This is a genomic window from Streptomyces varsoviensis (assembly GCF_000718635.1).
In the GTDB taxonomy this organism is placed as follows: Bacteria; Actinomycetota; Actinomycetes; order Streptomycetales; family Streptomycetaceae; genus Streptomyces; species Streptomyces varsoviensis.
In genome coordinates this window covers 154,532-165,847 of record NZ_JOBF01000027.1, presented here as the reverse complement: position 1 = coordinate 165,847, position 11,316 = coordinate 154,532, and the positions used below count along the sequence as shown (strand labels likewise).

Below are 11,316 nucleotides of genomic sequence, written 5' to 3'. Positions count from 1 at the left end.
GCCCCCAGCCCTCCGCCGTCAGCGACCCCGTGCCACAGGCGCAGTCCACCCCCCAGTACGAGCGCCCGATACCGTAACGCCAGCCCCCGCGACTGAACTTGAGCACGCGTCACGGGCCCACCCTCGCCGTAGCCGACGGCCCCCCGTCCCCCTCCCCCGGCGGCGCCCCGGCCGGCCCCTCCCCACCCGACGCCGCGTCAGGGACCGACGCGAGCACCGGGGCCGGGGGCCGGGTGACGCCCAGCCAGTGCAGGAGCGGGCCGGCCATGGCCGTGGTGACCAGGGCCATGAGCACCATCATGGTGAACATCTCCTGGTCGATGACGCCCAGTTCGCGGCCGATGGAGAGGATGACGATCTCGGTGAGGCCGCGGGTGTTCATCAGCGTGCCGAACGCCCCGGCGTCCCGCCACGACATCCCCGACATCCGGGCGGGCAGCACCGTCCCCGCGTACTTGCCGACGACCGCGACCAGCAGGATCAGCCCGAGGGCCGCCAGGCCGCCCAGGCCGAGCAGCCCCACGTCCACGGAGAGCCCGGTCACGATGAAGAACACCGGCAGCAGCAGCGTCACGATCCCGCTCAGCGGCGTCGCCACGCGTCGGTGCAGCCGCTCCCGCGCCTCGCGCGGCATGATCAGTCCGAAGGCGAACGCGCCGAAGATGGCGTGGATGCCGATCCAGGAGGTCGTCCAGGCGGACAGGAAGACGCCGGAGGCGATCAGGACGAGCAGGTTCGCGCCGGAGGCGGTGCGTGGCGAGCGGATGAGCAACTGCCGCAGCAGCGGCCGTACGACCAGGACCATCGCCAGCGCGTACGCCGCGGTGAGCCCGACGACGGTGAAGAAGTGGCCCGGCCCGTCGGACTCGGAGACCGCGACCACGAGTACCAGGACGCACCAGGCCAGGACGTCCCCCACCGCGGCGCAGGCCATGGCCATGGAACCCACTCGGGTTCCGGTGAGCCCGCTGTCCGTGATGATGCGGGCCAGCACCGGGAAGGCGGTGATGGCGAAGGCCGTGCTCAGGAAGAGGACGAAGGCGGTCGTGCCGCTGCCCTCGCCCGCGTAGCGCCCGGCGAGCAGGGCCGCCGCCCCGGCGCCGAGCGCGAACGGCACGGCCATGGAGAGTCCGGCCATCGCTCCGACGGACCGGCCGCGGCCGCGCAGCCGGCCGAGGTCCATCTCCCAGCCGGCCAGGAACATGAACAGGAGCAGCCCGACCTGCGCCACCGCCGCGAGCATCGGGCGGGCGTCGGCGGGGAAGATCCGGCCGGGCAGGTCGCCGGGGAGCAGCCCGAGCAGGCTGGGCCCGAGCACGATGCCGATGGCGATCTCGGCCACCACCGGCGGCTGGCGGACCCGTTTGCTCAGCCGGACGAACAGCCGGCCCGCGAGCAGCACGATCGCCACATCGGCCATGGCCACCGCCTCTGTCGGAAGCCCTTCCGCCGCCATCTGTCCTCCAGCCGCCTCGGTGCGCCTCCGCGGCGCGACCGGCCATCACATGAGGGTGGGAACTCGTGGGAACTCCCCGCACGAGGGTGGGAATTCTTCCGAGCCTCCGGCGCCGCCGCCATCGGTCACGGGAGGGAAACCCGCCGCCCGGCGCTCCGCACCGTTGCGGTGACCGCGAGGATGATGCCCAGCAGAAGGGATGAATTACCGCCCTCCGGGCCGCGGTTCACGCTCTCGCCGTGGCACGGTGATGGCGGGCGGGGCGTCACACGGAGCCTTGCGCGGGTGGGGGTGGAGCGCGCGAGCGCTCCGCGGGCGGATCGGTCCGGCGCCGGGTGCACACCCGGCCGCACCGTCGGCCCGACGGCCCGGGCGCCCCGCCGCCAGCCCAACGCCATCCCCCCACACCGCCCAACCTCCGGCATCCATAGCGGCGTTGGCCGCTTACTGATGCCGCATCACCACACCACACCACACCACGCCACGGGGAGCCTCATGGATTTCGGCTGGAGCGCTGATCAGGAAGAGCGGCACCGACGCACCCTGGAGGCGGTGCGCGCGGCCTTCCCCGCAGGTCCCGCCGGCCGGCCGCCGCGCGAACCGTTCGCCCGTACGGACTGGGCGGCGCTGGGGCGCATGGGGCTGCTCGGGGCCTGCCTGCCCGACAAGTACGGCGGGGTCGGGCTGGGCGCGCTGGACACGGCGCGGCTCTACGAGGCGCTGGGCGAGGGGTGCGAGGACACGGGGCTGGTCTTCGCGGCGAGCGCGCACCTCTTCGCCTGCGCCGTGCCCCTCGACCGGTTCGGCTCCGACGACCTCAAGTCCCGCTGGCTGCCCGGCATGTGCTCCGGCGAGGTCGTCGCGGGCAACGCCATGACCGAGGACGAGGCGGGCTCCGACGTCTCCCGGCTGCGGATGACGGCCGTACCGGTGGCCGGCGGCCATGTGCTCAACGGCCGTAAGAGCTTCGTCAGCAACGGCCCCGCCGCCGACGTCTTCGTCACCTACGCGACGACCGACCCGGAGGCCGGCCACCTCGGTCAGACGGCCTTCGTGGTGCCGGCCGACACGCCGGGCGTACGGGCGGGGCAGCCGTTCGACAAGATGGGGCTGCGTTCCACTCCGGCGTCCGCGGTGACCTTCGCCGACTGCTTCGTACCCGACACGGCGGTACTGGGCGCGCCCGGCATGGGGGCGACGGTCTTCCAGCATTCGATGGGCTGGGAGCGGGCCTGCCTCTTCGCGGGGTACGTGGGGATGATGGCGCGGCTGGTCGAGCGGGCGTCGGAACACGCCCGGTCGCGGCGCCAGTTCGGCCGCCGGCTGACCGGCTTTCAGGCGGTCTCGCACCGGATCGTCGACATGGCGATGCGCCTGGAGAGCGCGCGGCTGCTCCTCTACCGCGCCTGCTGGGAGATGGATCAGGGGCGGCCCGCCCGGCTCGCCGTGGCGCTGTCCAAGCTCGCCGCGTCCGAGGGAGCGGTGGCCAACGCCCTCGACGCGGTACGGATCTGCGGCGGGCGCGGCTACCTCACCGAATTCGGCGTGGAGGCCGAGCTGCGCGATGCCGTCCCGAGCCTCCTGTTCTCCGGCACGTCGGAGATCCAAAAGGAGCTGGCGGCGAAGGAGTTGGGGCTGTGATGCTGCATCAGCTCGTCATCGACGCGGCCCGGCGTGATCCGGGAGCGCTCGCGGTGCACGGCCCCGACGGGCGGCTGACGTACGGCGAGCTGGACGCCCTCGCCGACCGCTGCCGCGCCGCGCTGGCCGCGCGCGGCGTACGGCCCGGGGACCGGGTGGTGCTGTGGGCGGGGAAGAGCACGCGGGCCGTGGCGCTGATGCAGGGGTGCCTGCGGCTCGGCGCGGTGTACGTCCCGGTGGCCGACTCCAATCCGCCCTCCCGTGCCGCGCTCATCGGCCGGGGGTGCGGCGCGGCGCTGACCGTCACGGACGCGAGCGGCGCGGCGCGCACCGCCGACGCCCCGTGGGAGGCGGGCCCGCTGGCGACCTTCGAGGAACTGCTGGGACCCGTGAACGGCCCCGCCGGCCCCGACGACCTCGACAGTCCCGACGATCTCGACGACCTCGATATCCCCGACAGCCCCGGCGGCCCCGGTGGCCCCGGCGCCCCTGATGACCTCGCCTACATCCTCTACACCTCGGGCTCGACCGGGGAGCCCAAGGGCGTCTGCCTGAGCCACCGCAACGCGCTCGCGTTCGTGACGTGGGCCTGCGAGCTGCTGGGGCTCGGCCCCTCCGACCGGCTCGCCAATCACGCCCCGTTCAACTTCGACCTCTCGGTATTCGACCTCTACGCCGCGTTCCACGCCGGAGCCTCGGTCCACCTGATATCCAGTGAACTCGCTTACGCACCGGACCAATTGGTCACGTTCCTGCGCCGGAACGAGCTGACGGTCTGGTATTCGGTGCCGTCCGCGCTGTCGCTGATGATGGCCAAGGGCGGGCTCTTCGAGGAGGCGCCGCCGCCCGCGCTGCGGGTGTGCGTCTTCGCCGGCGAGCCGTTTCCGCTGCCACAGGTCAAGGAGTTGCGCGCCCGGTGGCCGGAGGTGCGGATGTTCAACTGGTACGGGCCCACGGAGACCAATGTGTGCACGTCGTACGAGGTGACGGCGGATGTGGCGGAGCGGTCGGCGGCGCTGCCGATCGGGACGGTGTGTTCAGGCGACTCCGTGACGCTGGTGCCGCAGGAACGGGACGGGGAGTACGAACTCCTGGTGTCGGGGCCGACGGTGATGCTGGGTTACTGGGGCCGGGAGCCGCACACCGGCCCGTACGCGACCGGGGACATCGTGCGGGTCGGCGACGGCGGTGACCTGGAGTTCGCCGGGCGCCGCGACCATCTGGTCAAGGTGCGCGGGCAGCGGGTGGAGCTGGGCGAGGTGGAGAGCGTGATCGGCGCCCATCCGGCGGTGGCGGACGCGGCGGTGGTCGTCGTCGGGTCGGGGCTGGAGGCGGCGCTGCACGCGGTGGTCACCAAGCGCGCGCCGGACGCGCGGGTGTCGCTCCTCGGGCTCAAGGAGTTCTCGGCGGCGCGGCTGCCCTCCTACATGATCGTGGACGCGCTGCATGTGGTCGACGAGCTGCCCCGGACCCTGAACGGGAAGAAGGACCGCATGCGAATGGCCCGGGACATCACCCCGGGCCAATGATCCATGACCCTTCATCCACCTTCCCGGAAATTCCAGAAATCCGAGGCCCGAGAACTACTGAGACCTGATTTCTAAGACCTGAGATCTCGGATCTGATTTCCAAGACCTGAGATCTCGGAAATCAGCTCGGAATCCGGGAAATCGAAGGGGTTCACGGAAGGGGGCCGGCCGCGGTGATTCCGGCCCCCGCTCTCAGCCCACCGGCGCCACCGGGAGCCCGGCGGCGGCGAGACCGGCCGTGCGGACCATGCCGATCTCGTATGCGTAGATCACCGCGTGCACCCGGTTACGCAGGTCCAGCTTGTCGAGCATGCGCTGGACATGGGACTTGACCGTGCTCTCGCTGACGAAGAGCACGTCGGCGATCTCCGCGTTGCTACAGCCGCGGGCGATGAGCCGGAGCACATCCACCTCGCGGCGCGTGAGCCTGCCCAGCCGCTCGCGGCCGGGCCCCTTCTCCTCGCCGTCGGCCGGGGCCGACCAGTCGACGAGCCGCCGGCCGCGGCAGGGGAAGAGCAGCGAATACCCGGCCGCGACCAGCCGGACCGCGGCCACGATCTCGGCCGGGGAGGAGCGGTTGAGCAGCAGCCCGCGGGCGCCGGCCCGCAGCAGCCGCTGCACCTGGTCGTCGAATTCGCCCACGAGCACCAGGGCCGGGGCGCTCGGCACGGCCGCCCCGAGGAACTGGATCACCTCGGCCGCGTCCAGCGAATTCGTCTCGGAATCTATGACGACTACATCCGGCCGCAGACCATTCACGCTGTTCTCGATCTGCGGCATATCTCCGGCGTCTCCGGAAACCTCAAGATCCGGCTTACCTTCGAAGAGCATGCGGTAACCGGCCCTGATAACCGTTCTATCACTGATGACTAATATGCGCATGCAGTAAAGCACCCCCGTACTGCGCCTCATCGCTTAGTCAAGATAACATGACGAGGGCCGTAGGGGAACCTTTCGTCACAGGATGAGTTACCGCTCCGCGGGGTCCGTGAATTATACCGACTCGTAATATTGAGCCGTCTGTTCCGCCGGAAACGATCAATATCGGGGCCCGCTCCGAGGGGCGGATTTCAGACGGCCTCGCGATCCCCGGCGTCCAGTGCGCCGATCATGTGCCGGCGGATATTGGGCGCGACCGCGGCCACCACGACCTCCCGCGGGGCGTCCGCGAGCGGCTGGATGCGCAGCACGTACCGGGCCAGCGCGAGGCCGAACAACTGGCTCGAAACCAGCGAGGCCCGCAGCGGCAGCTCCGCCGGGTCGACGGCCGTCCCGAGCCGGCGGACCACCCGGCGGGCGATCTGGGTGGTGAAGAACTCGCGCAGCAGCAGCGCCTGCCATTGGTGCGCGACCGCGCCGCGCAGCAGCCCGAGGAAGGCGGGGCCGCTCACCGGCCCCTCGCACACGCCGAGGAAGGCGCGCACCACGTTTTCGGGGGCGGCCTCGATGCCCTCCGCGAAGATTTCCTCCATCACGGCCGCGGGCTCGATGGGCGCCTTGACGACCTCCATGGAGAGGTCTTCCTTGTTGCCGAAGTAGTGGTGCACGAGCGCCGGGTCGACGCCGGCGCTCGCCGCGATATGGCGGATGGACGAGCCGTCGTAGCCGCGCTCGGCGAAGATCTCGCGGGCCGCGGCCAGTATCGCGCCGCGCGTGTCCGGCTTGCCGGGCCGTCGGCCGCTGCGTCCCCGCACGTGCGCCCCCGTCTTCCGAGTCGAGCCGAGCCTTGCCCTCGCTCTTGCCGCCGTCCTGCCCCTGTCCGGGCCTACGCCGTACGCCCGCCTACGCCGTACGCCTCGCCTGCCTACGCCGTACGCCCCCCACGCCGTACGCCTCGCCCGCCTGCGCCGTACGCCCGCCTACGCCGTACGCCGCCGCAGCGTGCTGGCGGCCAGCACGAGGGCCAGGACCACGCACCCCATGACCACGCCGTAGCCGCGCCACAGGTCCGCGGTGGCGTCGACGGACGCGCCCACCTGTTGCAGCGCCTCGACCCCATGGGCCAGCGGCATGGCCGTGCTGACGCCCTCCAGCCAGCCGGCCATCTCGGCGCGCGGCACGAAGAGGCCGGAGAGGAGGATCTGCGGCAGCACCACGATCGGCAGGAACTGCACCGCCTGGAACTCGGTACGGGCGAACGCGCTGCACAGCAGGCCCAGGCCGACGCCGAGCAGCGCGTTGCCGACGGCGATGAGCACCACGAGCGCGCCGTTGCCGGCCGTGTCGAGGTCGAGCAGCCAGTACGCGACCGTGGTCGCCACGATGGCCTGGACGGTGGCGGCCAGGCCGAAGGCGAGCCCGTAGGCGAAGAGCAGGTCCAGCTTGCCCAGCGGGGTGGTGAACAGCCGCTCCAGCGTGCCCGATGTGCGTTCCCGCAGCATGGCGATGCTGGTGACCAGGAACATCAGCAGGAACGGGAAGACGCCGAGCATGATCAGCAGGACCCGGTCGAGGGTCGCGCCGTTCTTCTCGAACATGAAGTAGATCAGCGTGAGCAGCAGCAGCGGCGCGCCGATCAGCAGGCCGACGGAGCGCCGGTCGTGCCGGAGCTGCCCGAGGACCCGGGCCGTCGTGCTCAGGGTCAGTCGCGGCGACATCACGCCACCTCCGCCTTCTCCTGGACGAGCGTGAGGAACGCCCGGTCCAGGTCGTCCGTGCCGGCCTGCTTCTTGATGGCGTCGGGGGTGTCGTCGGCGACGACGGCCCCTTCTCGGATGAGGATCAGCCGGTCGCAGCGGTTGGCCTCGTCCATGACGTGGCTGGAGACGACCAACGTGGCTCCGTCGGCCGCCAGTTGGCGGAAGTGCGCCCACAGCTCCTCGCGGAGCACGGGGTCGAGGCCGACCGTCGGCTCGTCCAGGATGAGCAGTTCGGGGCGGCTGACGAGGGCGCAGGCGAGGGAGGCCCGGTTGTGCTGGCCGCCGGAGAGGGTACGGACGATCTGGCCGGCCTGCTCCTGGAGCCCCACCTCTTTGATGGTCTCGTCGGCCGCGGCGGCGCCGAGCCCGTAGAAGCTGGCGAAGTAGCGGACGTTCTCACGGACCGTCATATCGGTGTAGACGCTCGGGGACTGGGTGAAGTAGCCCACCTTACGGCGCAGCGACGGGGTGCCCGCCGCCTCGCCGAGCACGGTGACCCGTCCCGACTTCACGCGCTGCACGCCCACGATGGAGCGCATCAGGGTGGTCTTCCCGCTGCCGCTCGGGCCGAGCAGTCCGGTGATCCCGCCGTGCGGGACGCGTGCGCAGAGGCCGTGCAGCACCTCCTTCCCGCCGCGGGCCACCACGAGGTCCTGTACATCGATCGCGGTCTTCATGTGATCTCTCCTCGCAGGAAAACTCACCCAACGTTGAATTCAACCGTAGATGAAAAAGTTCCGGCTGGGAAGCGCGTGCGCACCGGCCGTCACGTCCGGCGGCGCAGCAGCAAGGAGACGTTCTGGCCGCCGAAGGCGAACGAATTGCTGAGCGCCGCGAGCGCGCCCCCGCCGGCCGTCCTCGACGCACCCCCGCCCGCAGCCCTCGCAGCACCCCCGCGCTCCCCGCCCTCCGGGAGCACCGCGGGGCCGCCCGTGACCACGGCGCGGGAGACATCCGCCGCGACGACGGGGTCGGGCTCGTCGAGGTTGGCGGTCGGCGGCACGATGCCGTGATGCAGCGTCAGGGTGGTGATCACCGCCTCCAACGCCCCGCCGGCGCCCAGCAGATGACCGGTCAGGGACTTGGTCGCGGTCACCGACGCGCCGCCGAGGCCCGGCCCCAGCACCTCGCGCAGCGCCATCGCCTCCGCCACGTCCCCCGTCGGCGTGCCGGTCGCGTGCGCGTTGACATGAGCGATCTCGCCGGGCTCCGCGCCCGCGTCGGCGAGCGCCCGGCGCATCGCGCGCACCGCGCCCGCCCCCGAGGGGTCGGGGTTGGCGATGTGGTACGTGTCCGCGGAACGGCCCGCGCCGGCCAGCTCCGCGTAGCCGCGCGCCCCGCGCCGGGCCGCGTGCCCGGCGGACTCCAGCACCACAACGGCCGCGCCCTCGCCCAGGACGAAACCGTCGCGCTTCGCGTCGAACGGCCGGCAGGCGGCCATCGGGTCCTCGTTGCGCCGGGAGAGCGCGCGCATGGCCGCGAACCCCGCGACGATCACCGGGTGGATCATCGCCTCGGCGCCGCCCGCCAGCACCACGTCCGCCTGCCCGGACCGGATCAGCTCGCGCCCCCGCGCCAGCGCGTCCGCTCCGGACGCGCAGGCGGCGGCGGGCGCGTGCAGCTCGGCCGCGGCGCCGAACTCCAGGGCGACCCAGGCGGCGGGGCCGTTCGCCATGTACCTCGGCAGGGTGAGCGGCGAGACCCGCTGCCAGCCGCGCTCCCGCAGCACCTCGTCCTGGCCGAGCAGGTCCGCCACCCCTCCCCCGCCCGAGGAGACCGCGACCGCGAACCGCTCGGGCGACGGCTCCGGCGCCCCCGCGTCCGCCCACGCCTCGCGGGCGGCCAGCAGGGCCAGTTGCTGCACACGGGACAGCCGGCGCGTCTCGTGGACCGCCAGCCGCCCGGCCGGCTCCACGGCCGCCGGCGCGGCGATCCGCACCGGCAGCCCGGCCGCCCACGGCTCCTCGACGCGGCGCACGCCGCAGGCGCCCGCGAGGAGCCCCCGCCACAGCGTCGGGACGTCACCGCCCACCGGCCCGACCGCCCCGAGCCCGGTGACGACCACCTCACGGTCGTCGGCGACGGGGCCGCCGTGGCCGACGGGGCTGCCGTGGGCGAAGGGGCGACCGTCGCCCACGGAGTCGCCGACGGAGGTGTCACCAGCAGCCGGGCCGCCATCGGCGAGGGACCCAAGGGACCTACCGGTGCCGGCGGCAGGGCGGCCCGAGGCGGCGGCGGGGCGGCCGTCGGTCATGCCGTGATCCCCGCTCCCCGGATATAGGCGACGAGGTCGCCGACGGTGCGCAGGCCCCGCATGTCCTCGTCCGGGACCTCGACGCCGAACCGGTCCTGCGTCGTCATGCCGATCTCGTATATGGACAGCGAGTCGACGTCCAGGTCGTCGACGAAGGACTTGTCCGGGGTGCTGCGCGCGGGCGCGATGCCGCAGATGTCGTGCAGCATCTCCGCGACGCCCGCCAGGATCTCCTGCTCGGTGTGTGCCATGGTGTGCGACCTCCTCGGTCGGCTGGAGTGGTGAAGGGTGTGCTGGTATGTGTCTGCGACACTTGGTGACGTGCCGTCAGACATAGGCTCCATTGGCCCTACTGACGGTCCGTCAGCCCTGCCGCCCGCAGCCGTGCGGCCACCGCTTCCGGTATGCCGTACCGGGCGATGTCCGCCTCGGTGACCGTGAGCGGGATGCTGTGCGGGTGGTGGAAGACGTCGCCGGGGTCGTAGCGGCGCTTGACCTCGATCAGCCGCGGCAGGTTCTCCTCGTAGTAGGCCCAGAGCCAGTTCTCCAGGGCCAGGTCGATGGTGTTGACGTACGCGGCGCCGGTGGTGTGCGGGGCCATGGCGTGGCGCAGCGCCTTGATCCAGGCGAGGTTCTTCGCGTCGTCCTCGGACCGGTCCCAGTCGGTGCGGTACTCGAAGGCCATCAGCCCCGTCCGGTGCACGAACGCCGTGTCGGTGCGCGCCGGGCGCGCGATGGCCCCGCCCATGCCGTAGACGGCGACCTCGGAGCGGTGGCTCGGCGGGTCGGTGAGGAACTGCTGGAGGGTGGCGATGGCCGCGCCGTCCAGCGGCCCGCCGATGATGGCCGAACTGCCCTGCGCCCGTACCTGGTCGGCCGCCGCGGCCTCGCCCTGGAGCAGTTCCACGGTGTCGACGGCCTGGATGAACGGCATCGGCTCCACGACCTGGTCCTGCGGCCGTACGGCGGCGACCAGCGGCCGCAGCAGCTCCTCGAACTCGGCGGCCGGCCCGTCGTACACGCCGAAGGCCGCCACCAGGTCCTGCTGGCGCGGGAAGAGCGAGAGGAAGGTGTTGACCCGGTCGTCGGTCGACGCCAGCCAGCTCTGCCACGCCCGTACGGCGGGGGCGAACCGTTCCCAGTTCCAGCTCAGGGTGAAGAGGGTGACCTCGTCCACCGGGGACGTGCGCAGCGTGTACGAGGTGGCGATGCCGTAGCTCCCGCCACCCCCGCCCCGGCAGGCCCAGAACAGGTCGGGGTGCTCGTTCTCGTCCACCCGGTACGCCCGGCCCTCGGCGTCGACGAACTCCAGGGCGGCGAGGTGGTCGACGAGGGCGCCGCGGGAGCGGGACAGCACGCCCATGCCGCCGCCCAGCACATGGCCGCCGATGCCGATGCGCGGGCAGGTGCCCGCCGGTACCGTCACGCCGGACCGCCACAACTCCCGGTAGATGTCGCCGAGTCGGGTTCCGCCGCCGACGGTCACCAGCGAGCGGTCCGCGCTGAGGGAGATGGCGTCGAGGCCGCCGAGGTCGATGACGACCCCGTCCTCGACGCTGCTCAGCCCGGCCATGGAGTGGCCTCCCGACCGGACCCGGAACGATACGCCGCGCTCCCGCACCTCGCGCACCGCGTCCGCCACCTCCGCCGTGCTGTGACACACCATCACCTCGCGGGGGCGGGAGGCGAAGCACGCGTTCCAGGTGCGGCTCGCGTCCTCGAATCCGGGGTCCCCGGGGGCGAGGACCGTACCGGCGAAACGTGCGGAGGTTGCCATGCGTGCTCCTTGAGTCATTC

Annotated in this window: 10 protein-coding genes; 2 read left to right on the top strand and 8 right to left on the bottom strand. The window is 72.3% G+C overall.

Features of this window, described 5'->3' with window-relative positions:
* Nucleotides 1–109: 109 nt before the first annotated feature.
* Nucleotides 110–1,420 carry a cation:proton antiporter domain-containing protein gene (locus tag IF55_RS30485; RefSeq protein ID WP_052405177.1) on the bottom strand — a complete coding sequence of 437 codons (1,311 nt, stop codon included), beginning with the start codon at nucleotides 1,418–1,420 and terminating at the stop codon, nucleotides 110–112.
* 531 nt (nucleotides 1,421–1,951) lie between these two features.
* Between IF55_RS30485 and IF55_RS30480 the strand changes: the two genes are divergently transcribed.
* Together IF55_RS30480 and IF55_RS30475 are read left to right on the top strand one after the other, a co-directional pair.
* Nucleotides 1,952–3,097: an acyl-CoA dehydrogenase family protein gene (locus tag IF55_RS30480; protein ID WP_030877470.1), complete on the top strand. Its 1,146-nt coding sequence runs from the start codon at nucleotides 1,952–1,954 to the stop codon at nucleotides 3,095–3,097.
* On the top strand, nucleotides 3,097–4,626 hold the full coding sequence (locus tag IF55_RS30475) for an AMP-binding protein (RefSeq protein WP_030877473.1): 1,530 nt from the start codon (nucleotides 3,097–3,099) through the stop codon (nucleotides 4,624–4,626). The genes IF55_RS30480 and IF55_RS30475 overlap by 1 nt, the downstream gene beginning before the upstream one ends.
* A 192-nt stretch (nucleotides 4,627–4,818) precedes the next feature.
* Here the strand turns inward: IF55_RS30475 and IF55_RS30470 are convergent, their stop codons facing one another.
* From IF55_RS30470 to IF55_RS30440, 7 genes are all read right to left on the bottom strand, one after another.
* A complete protein-coding gene (locus IF55_RS30470; protein WP_063764066.1) occupies nucleotides 4,819–5,508 on the bottom strand; it encodes a LuxR C-terminal-related transcriptional regulator in 690 nt (229 codons plus the stop codon).
* A 188-nt stretch (nucleotides 5,509–5,696) separates the two neighbouring features.
* A complete protein-coding gene (locus IF55_RS30465; protein ID WP_030877479.1) occupies nucleotides 5,697–6,320 on the bottom strand; it encodes a TetR/AcrR family transcriptional regulator in 624 nt (207 codons plus the stop codon).
* Between the two features lie 165 nt (nucleotides 6,321–6,485).
* Entirely contained in the window at nucleotides 6,486–7,223 is a 738-nt protein-coding gene (locus IF55_RS30460; protein ID WP_030877482.1) for an ABC transporter permease, read from the bottom strand.
* Entirely contained in the window at nucleotides 7,223–7,942 is a 720-nt protein-coding gene (locus tag IF55_RS30455; RefSeq protein ID WP_030877486.1) for an ABC transporter ATP-binding protein, read from the bottom strand. The genes IF55_RS30460 and IF55_RS30455 overlap by 1 nt, the downstream gene beginning before the upstream one ends.
* 89 nt (nucleotides 7,943–8,031) lie before the next feature.
* On the bottom strand, nucleotides 8,032–9,519 hold the full coding sequence (locus IF55_RS30450) for a beta-ketoacyl-[acyl-carrier-protein] synthase family protein (RefSeq protein WP_211270055.1): 1,488 nt from the start codon (nucleotides 9,517–9,519) through the stop codon (nucleotides 8,032–8,034).
* The gene (locus IF55_RS30445) at nucleotides 9,516–9,770 is read right to left on the bottom strand and encodes an acyl carrier protein (protein WP_048832774.1); all 255 of its coding nucleotides are present in this window, start codon (nucleotides 9,768–9,770) and stop codon (nucleotides 9,516–9,518) included. The genes IF55_RS30450 and IF55_RS30445 overlap by 4 nt, the downstream gene beginning before the upstream one ends.
* A gap of 98 nt (nucleotides 9,771–9,868) precedes the next feature.
* Nucleotides 9,869–11,296, bottom strand: coding sequence for an FAD-binding oxidoreductase (locus IF55_RS30440; RefSeq protein WP_030877494.1), 1,428 nt, complete (start codon nucleotides 11,294–11,296; stop codon nucleotides 9,869–9,871).
* Between the last annotated feature and the right edge of the window lie 20 nt (nucleotides 11,297–11,316).

Bases quoted from the DNA above. Each gene is read 5' to 3' on its own strand.
- IF55_RS30485 (WP_052405177.1), bottom strand. From the start codon at position 1,420: ATGGCCGATGTGGCGATCGTGCTGCTCGCGGGCCGGCTGTTCGTCCGG.
- IF55_RS30460 (WP_030877482.1), bottom strand. From the start codon at position 7,223: ATGTCGCCGCGACTGACCCTGAGCACGACGGCCCGGGTCCTCGGGCAG.
- IF55_RS30445 (WP_048832774.1), bottom strand. From the start codon at position 9,770: ATGGCACACACCGAGCAGGAGATCCTGGCGGGCGTCGCGGAGATGCTG.
- IF55_RS30450 (WP_211270055.1), bottom strand. From the start codon at position 9,519: ATGACCGACGGCCGCCCCGCCGCCGCCTCGGGCCGCCCTGCCGCCGGC.
- IF55_RS30455 (WP_030877486.1), bottom strand. From the start codon at position 7,942: ATGAAGACCGCGATCGATGTACAGGACCTCGTGGTGGCCCGCGGCGGG.
- IF55_RS30470 (WP_063764066.1), bottom strand. From the start codon at position 5,508: ATGCGCATATTAGTCATCAGTGATAGAACGGTTATCAGGGCCGGTTAC.
- IF55_RS30480 (WP_030877470.1), top strand. From the start codon at position 1,952: ATGGATTTCGGCTGGAGCGCTGATCAGGAAGAGCGGCACCGACGCACC.
- IF55_RS30440 (WP_030877494.1), bottom strand. From the start codon at position 11,296: ATGGCAACCTCCGCACGTTTCGCCGGTACGGTCCTCGCCCCCGGGGAC.
- IF55_RS30475 (WP_030877473.1), top strand. From the start codon at position 3,097: ATGCTGCATCAGCTCGTCATCGACGCGGCCCGGCGTGATCCGGGAGCG.